This window comes from Nocardia sp. NPDC004582 (genome assembly GCF_053602115.1).
This window is the reverse complement of the sequence record NZ_JBSGCY010000053.1, coordinates 25,025-40,902: the sequence shown is the minus strand read 5'-3', so window position 1 is coordinate 40,902 and position 15,878 is coordinate 25,025. Positions and strand designations below refer to the sequence as shown.

The window sequence follows — 15,878 nt, the reverse complement described above, 5'->3', positions numbered from 1 at the left end:
CCGCCGAACCACCCGAAAGCACTGGGCGCCACTGGCCTTCGATACCGAGAGGCCGCGCAGGTGAACTCCGCGCTGCGGGCGGGGGAGCGGGCCGGATTGGCCCGCGCCATCACCCTCGTCGAATCCACCCGCAGCGACCATCGGGAGCTGGCCCAGCAGCTGCTGCTGCGGCTGACCCCCGACGCGGGGCGGGCGCTGTCCAATCGCGTGGGCATCACCGGTGTTCCGGGCGTGGGCAAGTCGACGTTCATCGACGCGCTCGGCATGTACCTGATCGGGCAGGGTCACCGGGTGGCGGTGCTCGCGGTGGACCCGTCCTCGACACTGACCGGCGGCTCGATCCTCGGCGACAAGACCCGCATGGAACGACTGTCGGTGCAGCGCGCCGCGTTCATCCGGCCCTCACCGACCGCGGGCACCCTCGGCGGCGTGGCGAAGGCGACCCGCGAGACCATCGTGCTGCTCGAGGCCGCGGGTTACGACGTGATCCTGGTGGAGACCGTCGGCGTCGGCCAGTCCGAGGTGACGGTCGCCAATATGGTCGACGTCTTCTGCTTCCTCACCCTGGCCCGCACCGGTGATCAGCTCCAAGGCATCAAGAAGGGCGTCCTCGAACTCGCCGACCTGGTGGCCGTGAACAAGGCCGACGGCCGGTACGAGCTCGAGGCCAAGGCCGCGGCCCGGGAACTGCAGGGCGCCATGCGGCTCGTGCACCCGCGCGAATCCCTGTGGCGGCCACCGGTTCTCACCATGTCGGGGCTCAACGGCACCGGCCTGGACACGTTCTGGGACACCGTGCTCACCCACCGCCGGGTGCTCACCGAGGCCGGCGAGTTCGCCGAGAAGCGCCGTCGCCAGCAGGTCGACTGGACGTGGACCATGGTCCACGACAACCTCCTGCGGCGGCTGTCCGACAACCCGAACGTGAAGGCCCTGCGCGCTCCGGTGGAGCAGCAGATCCGCGACGGCTCGCTCACCCCGGCGCTGGCCGCGGAACAGATCCTGCGGGCCTTCGACGAACGGGACTGACGGCCATGACCGTCCGGATCCGCCCCGGTCTCGGCTCCGACGCGGAGGCGGTCGCCACGCTGCACACGGCCAGCTGGCGCACCGCGTACGCGGGAATCATGCCCGCGGCGTATCTGGACGGGGCTCTAGCGGGCGACCACCGGAGGATGTGGCACGCCCGGCTCGCGGGCGATGCTACGCCGGGCAGTCTGTTCATCGCGGAATCCGGTTCCGGGCTCGCCGGATTCATCTATCTGGCCGCACAATCCGATGGCCGGATCCTCATCGACAACCTGCACGTCAGCCCGGCGTTGAAGCGCGGCGGCATCGGGACCCGGCTGCTGCGCCACGGATTCGAATGGGCCGCGGCCGAATTCCCCGGGCGTCCGGTCTACCTCGAAGTGCTGGAGGAGAATACGGCCGCCATCGCGTTCTACGAGCGTCATGGCGGGCGCGCTGGGACACCTCGCACCTTCCGTTTCCCGCAGGGCTTCGAGGTCCGGGACCTCGAGATCACCTGGCCCACCGGTGCGGCTGTCTAAACTCCCAGGGCGCCCGCGATGAGCGGCCACGAATCGTGCATGTCGTCCTGCCAGTACGGCCACGCGTGCGTCCCGTCGCGGTAGGCGACCTGCGCCGGAATCCCCAGCGCCGCCAGCCTGCCGACCAGCGAGTCCGTACAGCCGCGCACCACCGTCTCCATGATCCCGCCGACCGCCATGCGATCGGCCAGCGTGGCCGGGTTCCCGCCGATACTCGGATCCGCGAGGGAATCGTGCACGCCGGGTGCGCCATTGCCCGCCGAGATGTAGAGCGCCACCCCGCGCAGCCGGTCCGCGTTGATCACCGGATCGTGGGCGTCCCAGGCCGGATTGTTGTCCGGCCCCCACATATTGGCGGCGTTCGCGCTGAACAGGCCGAGTTCGGACCGCACGAAATTGCGGGCCACCGCGTCGGTGGTGCGCGGGCAACCGCTGTAGGCCCCGACGGCCTGGTACATGCCGGGCGCCTCGATGGCGAGATTCAGCGCCGAGGTCGCGGACATGGACGCGCCCGCGATGGCGTTGCGCCCGGTCATCTGGAAGCGCGATTCCAGCAGCGGCGGCAGTTCGTGGATCAGGAAGGTGGACCACTTGTTGCGGCCCAGCGTCGGGTCGTCGGAGATCCAGTCGGTGTAGAAGCTGGCCCGTCCGCCGATCGGGGTGATGACATTGACCGGTTTGTCGGCGAAGAACTGGGCGACATCGGTGCGATTGGACCAGGGGCCGCCGGATTCGCCGCCGTCGACCGCGTTCAGCAGGTACAGCGCGGGCGCCGGGCCGTCCGGGTGCGACACCCAGATCGGGATCGTGCGGCCCATGGCGGCGGAGTAGACGGTCACCTCGTATTGGCGGCCGCCGAGCGGTCGCACGTCGACGATGCCGGAACCCCCGCCCGGGTCGGCGTGCGCGGATGCTGGCACCAGGGCGGCAACTATGGCGATCAAGGCAACGAGGGAACGCGTCAGCCGATGCATGACAGCGAGTATCCCGCTGTTGACGTCGAATTTCTGGCATCAGCACGCGTGTTCGCCGCGAGCGGGTTTCGCCGCGGCGAAAAGGGGTAGAGATCGCGTGGTCCGATAGCCGCGGCTTCGCGGCTATCGGACCGCACACCCGGCTCGGTCAGATCATCATGCGCAGCGGGCCCTCGGGTTCCAGGCCCATGGTGGTCAATGTGGTCGAGTGGTAGATCGATCCGGGCGTGTGGATGGCGTGCTGCAATCCCACGTGCGTGTCACGCCAGAACCGCTGCATGACATTCTGCCGCCGCGCCGCGTTGCCGCCGGACCGCGCGAAGATCTGGTCGACCGCCGCCACCGCCCGCCAGGCGCAGCGAACCTGATTGCGGCGCACCACGGATCGGTCCTCGAAGGAGATGGGCTCGCCCGCGTCGGCGAGGTCGTAGAGGCGGCTGATGCCGTCGAGCAGCTGAGTGCGCGAGGCGGCGATATCGGCGGCGGCCTCGGAGATGGCCGACAGCACGATCGGGTCGTCCTTGATCATGGTGCCGGTGGCGGTGACGCGATTGCGCTGGTAGTCCAGGTGGGCCGCGAGCGCGCCCTCGGCGATGCCGATGACCGCGGCGGTGATGCCCAGCGGGAACATCGACCAGAACGGCAGCTTGTAGACGGTGTCGGTGCGGCCCGCCCGCTCGGCGGCCAGCTCGCCCTCGGCGACCGCTTCCATCTCGATGGTCCGGTAGGCCGGAATGAAGGCGCCGTCGACGATGATGTCCTTGGACCCGGTGCCCTGCAGCCCGATGACGTCCCAGGAGTCGTCGACGATGGTGTAGTCCTCGCGCGGCAGCACCACGTGCAGCACGGTCGGCGGCATCACCGGATTGCCCTCGGGGTCGGCGAGCAACGCGCCCAGGAAGATCCAGTCGCAGTGGTCGGTGCCGGAGGAGAAGGCCCAGCGCCCGTTCAGCGTGTACCCACCGTCGACCTGCTTCGCGACGCCCATCACCGCGTACGGCGAGGCGATCCACGCTTCGGGGTTCTCACCCCACACCTCGTCCTGCAGCCGGCGATCCATCAGCGCCATTTCCCACGGGTGCGCGCCGACCACGCCGGTCACCCATCCGGTCGAGCCGCAGTTCTTGGACACGGCCATGACCGCCTCGGCGTAGTCGCGCGGGTGCGCGGCCAGGCCGCCGTACTCGGTCGGCTGCAGCATCCGCATGATGCCGGTCTGGCGCAGCAGTTTCACGCTCTCGTCGGAGAGCTTTCCCAGGCGCTCGGTCTCGTCGGCGGTCGCCGCGAACTGTCCAGACAGTTCCTCGATCCGGCTCAGTACCTCATGCGTCATCACAACTCCCGCTGCATCGGCGTACCCCCTAGTGGAACGCGTTCTAGTGAAACTTAGTGCCATGCCGCCTGTGCGGGAAAGCATTTCGCGCCAATCGGGCCGGCGGGCCATTTACGAACCCGAAACACCACGGAAAACCAAGCGCCCGTTCGCGTTGGCACACTGTATACAAGAGGCGCCGGGAACGGCCCCATCGCCTCGGTCTCCTGCGGCACCTCCGTCGCGCGATCATCGAAATGGGTTGGAGCTGAGTGTCTTTGCATGCACCTGCCGCAAGCACGTCGCTCGCCGACGGACTGCGAACCGCGGTCTCGTGCGAGGTCGTGGATCCCACCGGCGCGGGGTACGACCGGCTCCGCCGGGTCTGGAACGCCGATATCGATCGTCGCCCCGCCGCGATCGTCCGCTGCACGAGCGCGGACGATGTCGCCGCGGCGGTGCGATGGGTTGTCGCTCAGGGCCTTTCGATCACCGTGCGCGGCGGCGGCCACAATCTCGCGGGAACCGCCGTGGCGGACGGCGCGGTACTCATCGACACCGCACTGCTCGACCACATCGCCTACGACCCGCGTACCGAGCGGGTCGAGGTGGGCGCCGGGTGCACCTGGGGGCCGGTGGACCGGGCGCTGGCACCGGCCGGGCGTGCCGTCCCCGCGGGGGTGGTCTCGCATACCGGCGTCGCGGGCCTGACCCTCGGCGGCGGCGTCGGCTATCTGGGCCGGATGTTCGGCGCCACCGTCGATTACGTCGAGGAAATGGACGTCGTCCTGGCCGACGGCCGCCTGCTGACGGTGACCCGGCAGCAGCATCCGGACTTGTTCTGGGCGCTGCGCGGCGCCGGGCACAACTACGGGATCGTCACCCGGTTCGTGTTCCGCACCGTGGCGGTGCCGGGACCGGTGACCATTCGCCAGCAGCTGTTCGCCGCCGAGCACCGCACGCCGATCTTGCGGTTGTTCCGGGACTTCGGCCCCGACGCGCCCGCCCATATCGGCACCTATCTCCGGCTCCTGCGGGCGCCCGAGTACTGGACGCAGCTGCCCGCGGAACACCGTGGCGCGCCGGTGATCTCGGTGGCGACCCTGCACTACGGCGACCCGGCCGCCGAACCCGCCGCCACCGCACCGATGTTCGCGGCGGCCCCGCCCATCTACGACAGCGTGCGCACCATCGAGCACGTCACGCTGCAGCACGCCACCGACGACGAATTCCGCTACGGCCTGGGGCACTACTGGAAGCACAGCGCCCTGCCCGGGCTCGACGACGAGGTCATCGACCTGATCCTGCGGCATTGCGACGCCTACCCGGGGGAGAGCCTGAACTCCAGCGCCTTCATCGCCCACCAGCTGCTGTGCCCATTCGAGCTGATCGCCGGCACCAGGCATCCGGCCGCCCGGGAGGACGACGCCACCGCGGGGATCGGCGGGCTGTTCTCGGTGAACATCGGGGCGGACTGGCTGTATCCCGGCGACAAGCCCGAATTGGTGCGCTGGGCCCGCGCTTTCGCCGACGACCTCGCCCCGCACGGCGGCGGCACCTATATCAACTTCACCTCCGTCGCCGGTGACGACGCGCTCGCGCGGGCGGTGTACGGCGCCAAATACGACCGGCTGGTCGCCGTCAAGCGAACCTACGACCCCACCGACGTCTTCCATCGCGGGCTGGTCGACCTGGCCGAAGGAGTGGATATCGATGACTGACCCGCGTCCCGCGATCGGCGCGGACACCAGTAAATATCCACGCGCGGCCGAGATGGGTGCGGTCGGCACCCTCGAGCACATGCGGGCCGCGGGCCTGCGGGGCGCGTTCTTCCGCTCACCGTTCGAGCTCAGCGCGACCCTCGATCCGGCGGAACTGGCCTCGGTGACCGCGGCCGCCGCGGAGCTGGGGATGTACGTGGAAGTCGGGGTGGCCAAATGCAATCCGTACGCCACCCCGGAAGCGCCGCGGATCCGCGCTTTCGGCGACGGCAGCTACCGCGACGGGATGATCCGCATCATCGAGGCCCTCGCCGCGGCGGGGATCACCGAATTGTGGACCGCCACCGCGAACTACCAGTTCACGCTGCCGGGCCTGTACGCCTGCGACCGATTCCGCACCGACGTGGACTGGTCCGATCAGCTGGCCGCTACCCAGAAGTACCTCCGGGGTCTCGCGCCCGTGCTGCGGGGGACCGGGGCGCACCTGAACATCGAAACCCACGAGGAGATCACCTCGTGGGAGACCGTGCGGCTGGTCGAGACGGCCGGGCCGGACGTCTTCGGCATCACCTTCGACTGCGCCAATGTCGTTGCCCGCGGCGAGGATCCGACCGCGGCCGCCGCGCGGGTCGCCCCGTATGTTCGCCAGACCCACCTTCGTGATGTGGTGCTGCTCGAGACCGAGGCCGGGTACAGCCGTTTCGTCGTGCCCGCCGGAGCGGGCTTCATCGACTGGCCCGCGCTGCTGGCCCCGCTGCTCGCGCACAACCCGGCCTTGAATCTGTCGATCGAGGGTGTCAGCGGGGCGCGCGCGGAGATGACCTTGTTCATTCACGACGAACGCTGGGTCGCCTCGCACACCGACCTGACCGCCGAGGAATTCGCGGCGTTGCGCGCGCAGGCCACCCGTTGTGCCGAGCGGGCCGCCGGCGGTACGGGTCCCACGCTGGCGGACTTGCGGAACCCGACCACCGAGGACGAGGAGTCGGTGTTCTTCGCCGACAGCGCTCGGGTGCTGCGCGCTGCCGCCTCGGCGTGTCAGGAGGCGAGCCGAGCATGACCGGATTCATCTCGGCCCGGCTGGCTCAGGCCCTGGTCTGCGTGTGGGGCATCGCCACGATCGTGTTCCTGCTGACCAAGATCATTCCTGGCGATCCGGCGCGCATCGCGGCCGGGCAGAACGCGACACCGGCGCAGGTCGAGCAGGCCCGCGTCGCGCTGGGCCTGGACCGGCCGTGGGCGCAGCAGTACCTGTCGTTCCTGACCCGCGCCCTGCACGGTGACTTCGGGCGCTCGGCGGTGACCCACCGGCCGGTGGCGGCAGATCTGGGCACATTGCTGCCCAACACCTTGCAACTGGTGGGTGTGGCGTTGCTGATCATCGTCGCGGCCGGGGTGCCGATCGGGGTGGTGGCCGCGGTCAACGCCGGGCGTCCGGTCGATACCGGGCTGCGGCTGCTGCTGACGGTGCTCGGCGGTGCGCCGGTGTTCTGGCTGGCCATCCTGCTGCAGTTCGGCGTCGCGGATAAAGCTGGCGTGCTGCCGATCTCGGGCGGCTCCGACATCGGGCTGACGCCCCGGCACCTGACCGGCTTCACCCTGCTCGACGCCCTGCTGAGCGGCAACGGCGCCGCGTTCGCGAGCGTGGCGCGCCACCTGATCCTGCCGGCGCTCGCGCTCGCGGCACCGTTTCTGGCGCATCTGGCCCGCAATGTGCGGACCAGCATGATCGGCGCGCTGAACACCGAATTCGTCACCTTCGCCTATGCCAAGGGGCTCAGCCGCCGCCGGGTGGTGCGCCATCACGCGCTGCGGGCGAGCCTGACCTCCTCGGTCACCCTGCTCGGTATGCAGCTGGGCTGGCTGATCGGATCAGCGCTGCTGGTGGAGACGGTGTTCGCCACACCCGGCATGGGCACCTACCTCAATCGCGCTGTGCTGAGCCAGGATACGTTCGCCATCCTCGGCGGCGTGCTGGTCGTCGGCGTCGTCGTCACCGGCGCGAGCCTGCTCGTCGACCTCGCCCAGATCCGGCTCGACCCGCGGGTGCGGTCGGCCCTGCTGCCGGAGGCGGTCCGATGACCCGCGTCGACACTCCCACCGCGCCCGCCGCGCCGCCGGTGACCCTGGGCGCCCAGCTGCTGGGGCGGCCCGCTCGGTCGGCACGAGCCTGGTGGGGCAACCGATCCGGACTGGTCGACCGTGCCGCGATGGCAGTGCTGCTGGTCATGGTGGCGCTCGCGGTGGTCGGCGCGGTCTGGACGCCCTACGACCCCTATCACGCCGACCCGCCGCGGGCGTTGCGGTCCCCGAGTCTCCAGCACCTGCTGGGCACCGACGAGCTCGGGCGCGATATGGCCTCCCGGATCCTGGCCGGGGCGTCCGAGACCCTGCTGGCCGCGGTGGGCGTGACGCTGGCGGCGACCGTCATCGGTGTGGCGGTCGCGGTCACGGCGGCCCTGGCGCCGCGCTGGCTCGACGCCTCCATCATGCGGATCTGCGAGATCGTGATGGCGGTTCCCACCTTGGTTCTCGCCCTCGGCATCGCCGCGGCGCTGGGCCCGTCCCAGCACGCGCTGGTCATCGCGATGGTGGTCACCCTGTGGCCCGGGGTCGCGCGCCTGGCCCGCACCACGGTCCGCACCACCATGTCCCAGGCCTACTTCGAGGGCGCCCGGCGCATGGGGGCACGGCGGCTGTGGCTGATTCGCCGCCATCTGCTGCCCAACTCGCTCGACCAGATCTATGTGGCGGCGGGCATGGAGGTCGGCGGCTCGATCGTGATCATGTCGGGCCTGGCGTTCATCGGTGTCGGCGCGCCGCCACCGGACGCCAACTGGGGCAACCTGGTCGCCGCCGGAGAGGCGTTCATGACCACGGCGTGGTGGATCGCCCTGTTTCCCGGTCTCCTGATCACCCTGTGCGCCATGGCTTTCGGCATCCTCGGGGACGCGTTGCGCGTCCGCCTCGACCCGGAGACGACATCGTGAGACCACGCGACATCGACCGCACCATCGCACCGCTACTGCGCGTCCAGGATCTGCGGGTCCGCGTACCGGCACCGAATGCGCTACCCGGAGCGGGCATTCCGCTCGTACACGGTGTCGATCTGGAGATCTGGCCGGGGGAGCGGGTCGGGCTGGTCGGCGAATCGGGTTCCGGCAAATCGATCACGGCCCGCTCGATCCTGCGCCTGGATCCACGGCTGGCGCTGAGCGGATCGATCCGGGTCGCCGGGCGTGAGGTGATCGGCGCGTCCGACGCGGAGGTCCGCGAGCTGCGCGGCCAGGTCGTGGCCATGGTGTTCCAGGATCCGATGTCGGCGTTGAACCCGGTGCTGACCGTCGGCGACCAGATCACGGAATCGCTGGTGCAGCGTGGTGTTTCGAACCGGCAGGCCACCGCGGAGGCGGCGCGGATGCTGGAGCGGCTCGGGGTGGCCGACGCCCGGCGGCGGCTGCGTGCCTACCCCTCCGAAGTCTCGGGCGGACAGCGGCAGCGGATGGTGCTGGCGGCGGCGCTGATCGGGCAGCCCGCGCTGCTCATCGCCGACGAGCCGACCACCGCCCTCGACGTCGAAGCGCAGGACCGGGTGCTGGATCTGATCGTGGAGCTGTCCGACGATCTGCGGCTCGCGGTCCTGCTCATCACCCACGACCTGGGCGTGGTGGCCGGCGCCACCGATCGGGTCTACGTCATGCGCGCGGGCCGCATGGTCGAGAACGCCCCCGTGGACGACCTTTTCGCGCGGCCGTCGGCCCCGTACACCCGGGCGCTGCTGGACGCGACCCCCACCCTGGACCGCGATCCCGGGATCCCGCTGGTCTCGGTGGCCGACCTCGGGCTGCCCGACGCCACCGACCCATCGAACGGAGCATCATGAGCCCACTGCTCGAGGTGAACGGAATCACGAAGGCCTTCGGCCGCGGCGCCCGGCGCCGGGAAGTGCTGCGCGCGGTGAGCTTCTCGGTGCCGGTCGGCGAGGTGGTCGGCCTGGTCGGCCAGTCCGGTTCGGGCAAGACCACGACGGTGCGCTGCGTCCTCGGGCTGGATCACCCCGATACCGGGACCGTGCGGTACGACGGCCTGGATGTCGCCACCGTGCGCGGAGACGCGCGGCGTCGGGTGCAGCGCGAGATCCAGATCGTCTCCCAGGACCCCTACACCAGCCTGAATCCGCGAATGACGGTGGGAGACATCGTCGCCGAGCCGCTGCGGATCGGCGGTCTGCGCGATCGGGACCGGCTGCGCACGGCGGCCGCCGATGCGCTGACCCGCGTCGGCCTGCCCGCCGACGCGCTCGCCCGCTATCCGCGCTCGTTCTCCGGCGGGCAGCGTCAGCGCATCGCGATCGCCCGCGCGATCAGCACCCGGCCGCGGCTGCTGATCTGCGACGAGGCGGTGTCGGCGCTCGACGTCTCGGTGCAGGCCGACATCCTGAACCTGATCGCGACCATGCGGCGGGAGCTCTCGCTGACCGTCTTGTTCGTCGCCCACGATCTGGCGGTGGTGCGCTACCTGTGCCAGCGGGTCGTGGTGCTGTCGGACGGTCGCGTCGTCGAGGACGGCGACCGCGACCAGGTGTACGACGCACCTGTCTCGCCGGATACGCGGCGGCTGCTGGCCGCCGTGCCCCGCCTGGACCCGGCCGCCGAACGCGCGCGGCGCGCCGCACGACAGCAGGCCCGGCGCGCCGATCGGGCCTGAACCCCGGACTCCGGCGTGTATTCGCCGACCCACCAACCCCTCTCGAGAACAGGCATCACCCCATGCGAAAAACCCCTTTACGAGTGCTCGTCGCAGCTCTCGCGCTCGGTTCCGCGGTGCTCTCGGCGGCGTGCGGAACCGACTCCGCGGCAACCGGATCCCGTGTGGTCATCGGAATCGCCGAAGCCCCACGCACCCTCGACCCGGTACAGGCCTCCGACATCCAGAACGACCTGGCCGTCACCGGCGTCTACGACACACTCGTCGCCTACGACGCGAGCGGCGCGCTGCAACCCCAGCTCGCCACCGCGTGGACCTACTCGCCCGACGGCAGGTCCCTCACCCTGACCCTGCGCGAAGGCGTGCGATTCCACAGCGGAAACCCCTTGACCGCAGCGGATGTCGTCTACACGCTGGAGCGGATCAAGCAGGTCGGCGCGGGCGTCGCCGGATACCTGCCCGACCTCGACTCGGCCACCGCCGCTGACGACACCCACGTCACCATCAAGCTCACCCAGCCCGACCTGCAATTCGCCGGTGTGCTGAGCAAGGTGTACATCCTGGACTCCCGGCTGGTCGAGAGCCATGCCGGCACTGATCACGCGCAGTCCTGGCTGGCCACCAACGACGCGGGCTCGGGCCCGTACGCCATCGACGCCTACACCGCCAACACCGAACTCGAGTTGACCCGGTCGGCCGGGTACCGGGAGTTCGACGGCGCTCGCCCCGAACACCTGACCTTCCGCTACATCACCGAATCGGCCACCCGCGCGGCCGAACTGCGGTCCGGCGGCATCGACCTCACCGCCCGGCTGGCCGCGGCCGACCTGCGTACGGTCAGCGCCGATCACCGGTTCACCGCGACCTCGCTGCCCACCCTCAACCAGACCATGGTGATGATGAACGCCTCCGGCGGCATCACCGCCGACAAGCGGGTCCGACAGGCCGTCCAGCTGGCCTACGACTATCGCGGGCACCTCGACACCGTGCTGGGCGGACAGGGGGCCGCGGCCACCGGCCTGGTCGCCCCCGCCGTCAACTGCCGCACCGAAACCGCCGCGGGACACCAGGATCTGGACCGCGCCCGCGCGCTGGTCGCTGAGTCCGGAGCCGTCGGGAAGTCGCTGACCATGGTGTATCAGGCCGAATTCCCCGAGCAGGCCGCCACCGCGACCCTGTTGCAGTCGAATCTGGCGCAGATCGGCCTGACGGTGAACCTGAAGCCGGTGACGTTCCCGCAGTACCTGCAGATGATCGCCACTCCCGCCACCGAACCCGATCTGGGTGTGCTGTGGGACAACCCGAACTATCCCGAAGTGGGCGCCTGGCTGGCGCAGCGGTTCGCCACCGCCGCGGTCGGCTCGAACAACTGGGCGCGCTACAGCAATCCGCGCGTGGACCAGTTGCTCGCCGACGGCGCCCGGGCCACCGACGCCGCCGCGGCCTGCACCGCGTTCCGTCAGGCTCAGCAGGCCATCCTCGACGACGGCGTGGCGATGAACATCGCCAACCCCGCGACCGTCGTGGTCACCGACGCGAAAGTCGCCGCGATGCCCAACGATCCGTCGTTCGTGATCTTCAACCCCAAGCTCGTCCGCCTCGCCCACTGATCGACCACCGCACCGAACAGGAGAATCCGTGACCGCCCCGGACACCGCGCCCGTCGTCAGGACGATGGAACTGCCCGACGAACTGATCCGCGACGCGATCGACGTCCATATCCACGCCGGGCCGTGGCTGCGGTCGTGCCCCGGCCGCCTGGATCCCTTCCAGATCGCCGAACAAGCCAAGGCCGCGGGCATGCGGGCGGTGATGTACCTCGATCACACCCTCGGCGTCAGCTCGGGGACGGCGCTGCTGACCGCCCGCCAGGTTCCCGGCATCGACGTATTCGGTGGCATCATCCTCACCTCCAACCTGGGCGGCATGAACCCGCGCGCGGTCAAGACCGCGCTGCACTACGGCGCGGGCGCGAAATTCGTGCACTTCGGCGCGCACTGCACGCATTTCATGGCCAGCCGGGAAGGCAGTTACGTGGACGGAAAGCCGGTGCCGTTCAAGGATCGCTACCCGAAGTTCGTCGAGCAGGAACTGTCGCGCGCCATCCGCATCCCGCTCGACGGCAGCGTTCCCGACGACCTGTCCGAGATCCTCGCGCTGATCGCCGAGCGGCCCGATGTGCACCTCAATACCGGGCACGTCTCCGCCGAGGAGGCGATCCGGCTGGCCGAGCTGGCCCTCGACGCCGGAATCCGCAAGATCGTCGTGGCCCACCCGTGCCGCGGCCGGCTCAGCACCGAACAACAGAAACAGCTGGCGGCCAAGGGAGTTCTGCTCGAGGGCGCGGTCTCGGACTGGATGTTCCACCGCGGCCTGCCGCGCACGAACTACTACGTCGAGCGGGAATGGGCCGACGAGATCGCCGGGATCGCCAACGCGCCGGAGTATTCCGGCATCGTCCCGTGGGCCCGGCAGATCCGCGATATCGGCGTCGAGCATTTCATCCTCGGCACCGACTACGGGATCGGCTCCCAGCCGACTCCGGCCGAAGGAATGCGCATGCTGATCAGCTCGCTGCTCGACCTGGAATTCACCCCGGCCGAAATCCAGCTGATGATCAGGGACAATCCCGAACGGCTGTTGGACCTGGAACCGCGGAGGTGAAGCCGCTGCTGCTGATCAATCCGAACACCAGCCACCGGATCACCGCCGGGATGCTCGCGATCGCGCGACGACACGCGCCCGCGGGGGTGCCCGTGGCGGGACACACTGTGCGCGAGGGCGTCCCGCTGATCGGTGACGAAGGTGAGCTCGCCACCGGCGCGGCCGCGGTCGCCGGGCTGGCCGCGACACTGGACCCGGACCGTTATGGCGGGTACATCGTCGGGGCGTTCGGCGACCCGGGACTCGCGGCGCTGCGTGACGCCACCGCGGTGCCGGTGACGGGCCTGGCCGAGGCGGCCCTGGCCGAGGCGGCCGCGGACGGGCGCCGTTTCGCGATCGTCACCACCACCCCGGCGCTGACGGCGTCGCTGCGCCGACTCGCCGACACCTATGGCGTCGGATCGCAGTTGACTGGAATTCGTTGTACGGCAGGGGAGTTCGCGGACCTGCTGGCCGCTCCCGATCGGCTCGAGGGCGCGTTGGCGCGCGCGTGCGAACGGGCCGTCCGCGAGGACGGCGCGGCCGCGATCGTCATCGGCGGCGGACCGCTCGGCGCCGCGGCCGCGGCGCTCGCGACGCGCTCGGCAACACCGATCGTCCAACCGGTCCCGGCGGCTGTCAGGATGGCGGTGGCCCGAGCGACCAACCAGGTGAAATGAACAGGGGAACAGGTGCGGAATCGGCGGACAGCTGCCACCCGGCTGGGCGACCGGGACAACTCGCTCGGCGAACAGGTCTACGAGGAGTTGCGGGCGCGGATCACCGACGGCCGCCTGGCGCCGGGCGAGCGCCTGGTCGAACTGGTGCTCGCCGAGGAGTTCGGGGTGTCGCGGGTGCCGGTCCGGGAAGCCCTGGGCAGGCTGGTGACCGAGGGCATCGCGACCGCGGTGCCGCGGCGCGGCGCGATCGTCACCAAGCTGACCCGAACCGATGTGAAGCATCTGTTCGACGTGCGAGAAGCGCTGGAGGTCTTGGCCTTCCGGCTGGCCGCCTCGATCGCCACCGACGCCGACATCGCGTGGCTGCGCGACATCGTGGCGCGGGCCGAGATCGCGACCGCCGGCGGTGACCACGCGGAGATCAGCCGGATCAATACCGAATTCCACGAGGCGGTCGTCGACATCGCCGCCAATCCACACCTGAAGACGACCCTGGAACCACTGATGGGCAGGCTGCGCATGATCCGCGGCAGCAGCCACGCCCACGACTGGCAGTTGCGCGAGCACACCGCTCTCATCGACGCCATCGCCGCGCACGACGTGGAGGGCGCCACCGCGGCCGCGCTCGCCCACGTGCGGGTGAGCCGGGAACGCACGCTGTCCGACCTCGACGACGATGGCGAAGGCAACGCGGAACCGTAGCTGTTCGGTTGCCGTTGCGTGCCGGCCATCTGGTCGGACGGCCCGAAACCGCACGGCTCAATCGCCCATCGCGATGTGATGGAGCAGACCGGCAGATAGATTGTGCACAATCTAATTGCCGGCTACCGTGTTGTACGTGACCGATGAGCAGGCGCTGGAGAACCAGCTGTGCTTCGCGCTGTACGCGGCGTCGCGGGCGATGACCGGGTTGTACCGGTCGAAGCTCGACGCGCTCGGCATCACCTATCCGCAATATCTGGTCCTGGCCGCGCTCTGGCAGCGGGACGAGCGAACTGTCGGCGACCTGTGCGCCGCGCTGGACCTGGACTCGGGCACGCTCTCACCCCTGCTGAAGCGGCTCGAGTCGGCTGGTTTCGTGGCCCGCCGGCGCTCCACGGCCGACGAACGCCGCGTCGAGATCAGCCTGACCGATCGCGGCCGCGCACTGCGCTCGGCCGCCTGCCACATCCCCGGACGCGCCGAGCGGATCTCCGGCATGTCCTCCACCGAACTGGCCGACCTGCGGACGACGCTGCAACGGCTCACCGCGGCCCTGGCCGCCCACCCCCGATCGAAGGAGAACCCCTGATGAACGCTCCCATGCGCGCGGTGGTCATCGAAGCATTCGGCGAGCCGAAGGACGTGCTGACCTCCTCGGAACGGCCGGTGCCCGAGCCCGGTCCGGGCGAGGTGCGGGTCGCGACCACGCTGGCCCCGATCCACAATCACGACCTGGCGATCATTCGCGGCATCTACGGCTACCGGCCGGAGCTGCCCGCCGTCCCCGGCACCGAGGCGGTCGGCCGCGTCGACGCCCTCGGCGCGGGCGTCACCGGCCTGGAAGTCGGTCAGCGCGTGACGGTCTCGGGTGTGCAGGGCGCGTGGGCGGAGTATTTCGTGGCGAAGGCGGGCGGTGTGGTGCCGGTGCCGGACTCGGTGTCCGACGCCACCGCGAGCCAGCTGCTGGCCATGCCGCTGAGCGCGCTCATGCTGCTCGAGGACCTGAATGTCGAGCCCGGGCAGTGGATCACGATCAATGCCGCCAATGGCGCGGTCGGGCGGCTGCTCAACCTGCTGGCGCGCGCCCGCGGTGTCGAGGTGCTCAATCTGGTGCGCAGCGAGGCCGCCGCGAAGTCCTTGCGGGAGCTGGGTTTCGAACCGGTGCTCGACACCGAGTCCGCGGACTGGGTCCAGCGGGCCGCCGAGGTCACCGGCGGTGAGCCGATCGTGCGCGCCGTCGACCAGGTCAGCGGGAAGGCCGCCAACGACCTGCTCACGGTGCTGGCGCCGCGCGGCGAACTCATCACCTTCGGTGCGCTGTCGGGGCAGCCGCTGGTGCTCAATCCCGGCCCGATCATCTTCAAACAGGCCGTGGTGAAGGGCTTCTGGGGTTCCAAGCGGGCCGAGGAGATCGGCGGCGAGGCGCGCCGCCGGCTCATCACCGAACTGGTCACCCTGGCCGCCCAGGGCGTGCTGGATCTGCCCGTCGAGACCGCCTACCCGCTCGAGCAGGCCGCCGAGGCCGCCGCGGCGAGCGAACGGCCGGGCCGCAACGCCAAGATCGCGCTCAGGGTCTCCGGCAGCTAGCC

At 70.1% G+C, this 15,878-nt stretch carries 16 protein-coding genes; 14 read left to right on the top strand and 2 right to left on the bottom strand.

Going from position 1 to position 15,878, the window contains the following annotated elements; genetic code table 11:
- Nucleotides 1–21: 21 nt before the first annotated feature.
- Both meaB and ACWELJ_RS17025 read left to right on the top strand, forming a co-directional pair.
- A complete protein-coding gene (gene meaB, locus ACWELJ_RS17030; protein WP_452367082.1) occupies nucleotides 22–1,029 on the top strand; it encodes a methylmalonyl Co-A mutase-associated GTPase MeaB in 1,008 nt (335 codons plus the stop codon).
- A gap of 5 nt (nucleotides 1,030–1,034) precedes the next feature.
- Nucleotides 1,035–1,550 carry an N-acetyltransferase family protein gene (locus ACWELJ_RS17025; protein ID WP_452367078.1) on the top strand — a complete coding sequence of 172 codons (516 nt, stop codon included), beginning with the start codon at nucleotides 1,035–1,037 and terminating at the stop codon, nucleotides 1,548–1,550.
- Here the strand turns inward: ACWELJ_RS17025 and ACWELJ_RS17020 are convergent.
- Both ACWELJ_RS17020 and ACWELJ_RS17015 read right to left on the bottom strand, forming a co-directional pair.
- Nucleotides 1,547–2,524 (bottom strand): alpha/beta hydrolase, encoded by a 978-nt coding sequence (locus tag ACWELJ_RS17020; protein WP_452367077.1) that lies wholly within the window; start codon nucleotides 2,522–2,524, stop codon nucleotides 1,547–1,549. The two genes, ACWELJ_RS17025 and ACWELJ_RS17020, sit on opposite strands and share 4 nt — an antisense overlap.
- Before the next feature lie 148 nt (nucleotides 2,525–2,672).
- Nucleotides 2,673–3,857, bottom strand: coding sequence for an acyl-CoA dehydrogenase family protein (locus tag ACWELJ_RS17015; protein ID WP_452367076.1), 1,185 nt, complete (start codon nucleotides 3,855–3,857; stop codon nucleotides 2,673–2,675).
- 323 nt (nucleotides 3,858–4,180) lie between these two features.
- Here ACWELJ_RS17015 and ACWELJ_RS17010 point away from each other — a divergent pair, with 323 nt between their 5' ends.
- The 12 genes from ACWELJ_RS17010 to ACWELJ_RS16955 all read left to right on the top strand — a co-directional run bounded on the left by ACWELJ_RS17010 (nucleotide 4,181) and on the right by ACWELJ_RS16955 (nucleotide 15,876).
- Complete coding sequence (locus ACWELJ_RS17010) at nucleotides 4,181–5,557, top strand: FAD-binding oxidoreductase (RefSeq protein ID WP_452367075.1); 1,377 nt, start codon at nucleotides 4,181–4,183, stop codon at nucleotides 5,555–5,557.
- On the top strand, nucleotides 5,550–6,617 hold the full coding sequence (locus ACWELJ_RS17005) for a sugar phosphate isomerase/epimerase family protein (protein ID WP_452367074.1): 1,068 nt from the start codon (nucleotides 5,550–5,552) through the stop codon (nucleotides 6,615–6,617). Before ACWELJ_RS17010 ends, ACWELJ_RS17005 begins: the two co-directional genes overlap by 8 nt.
- Nucleotides 6,614–7,639: an ABC transporter permease gene (locus tag ACWELJ_RS17000; RefSeq protein ID WP_452367073.1), complete on the top strand. Its 1,026-nt coding sequence runs from the start codon at nucleotides 6,614–6,616 to the stop codon at nucleotides 7,637–7,639. Before ACWELJ_RS17005 ends, ACWELJ_RS17000 begins: the two co-directional genes overlap by 4 nt.
- Nucleotides 7,636–8,547: an ABC transporter permease gene (locus ACWELJ_RS16995; protein WP_452367072.1), complete on the top strand. Its 912-nt coding sequence runs from the start codon at nucleotides 7,636–7,638 to the stop codon at nucleotides 8,545–8,547. The genes ACWELJ_RS17000 and ACWELJ_RS16995 overlap by 4 nt, the downstream gene beginning before the upstream one ends.
- On the top strand, nucleotides 8,544–9,440 hold the full coding sequence (locus ACWELJ_RS16990) for an ABC transporter ATP-binding protein (protein ID WP_452367071.1): 897 nt from the start codon (nucleotides 8,544–8,546) through the stop codon (nucleotides 9,438–9,440). The genes ACWELJ_RS16995 and ACWELJ_RS16990 overlap by 4 nt, the downstream gene beginning before the upstream one ends.
- Nucleotides 9,437–10,264, top strand: coding sequence for an ATP-binding cassette domain-containing protein (locus tag ACWELJ_RS16985; RefSeq protein WP_452367070.1), 828 nt, complete (start codon nucleotides 9,437–9,439; stop codon nucleotides 10,262–10,264). Before ACWELJ_RS16990 ends, ACWELJ_RS16985 begins: the two co-directional genes overlap by 4 nt.
- A gap of 83 nt (nucleotides 10,265–10,347) precedes the next feature.
- Nucleotides 10,348–11,874 carry an ABC transporter substrate-binding protein gene (locus tag ACWELJ_RS16980; RefSeq protein ID WP_452367069.1) on the top strand — a complete coding sequence of 509 codons (1,527 nt, stop codon included), beginning with the start codon at nucleotides 10,348–10,350 and terminating at the stop codon, nucleotides 11,872–11,874.
- A gap of 28 nt (nucleotides 11,875–11,902) precedes the next feature.
- Nucleotides 11,903–12,928: a DUF6282 family protein gene (locus ACWELJ_RS16975; protein WP_452367068.1), complete on the top strand. Its 1,026-nt coding sequence runs from the start codon at nucleotides 11,903–11,905 to the stop codon at nucleotides 12,926–12,928.
- A complete protein-coding gene (locus ACWELJ_RS16970) occupies nucleotides 12,925–13,587 on the top strand; it encodes an aspartate/glutamate racemase family protein (protein WP_452367067.1) in 663 nt (220 codons plus the stop codon). The genes ACWELJ_RS16975 and ACWELJ_RS16970 overlap by 4 nt, the downstream gene beginning before the upstream one ends.
- A 12-nt stretch (nucleotides 13,588–13,599) precedes the next feature.
- Nucleotides 13,600–14,289 carry a GntR family transcriptional regulator gene (locus ACWELJ_RS16965; protein ID WP_452367066.1) on the top strand — a complete coding sequence of 230 codons (690 nt, stop codon included), beginning with the start codon at nucleotides 13,600–13,602 and terminating at the stop codon, nucleotides 14,287–14,289.
- Between the two features lie 136 nt (nucleotides 14,290–14,425).
- Nucleotides 14,426–14,878, top strand: a complete 453-nt coding sequence (locus tag ACWELJ_RS16960) for a MarR family winged helix-turn-helix transcriptional regulator (protein WP_452367065.1) — start codon at nucleotides 14,426–14,428, stop codon at nucleotides 14,876–14,878.
- Entirely contained in the window at nucleotides 14,878–15,876 is a 999-nt protein-coding gene (locus ACWELJ_RS16955; protein WP_452367064.1) for a zinc-binding dehydrogenase, read from the top strand. Before ACWELJ_RS16960 ends, ACWELJ_RS16955 begins: the two co-directional genes overlap by 1 nt.
- The last annotated feature ends 2 nt before the right edge of the window (nucleotides 15,877–15,878 follow it).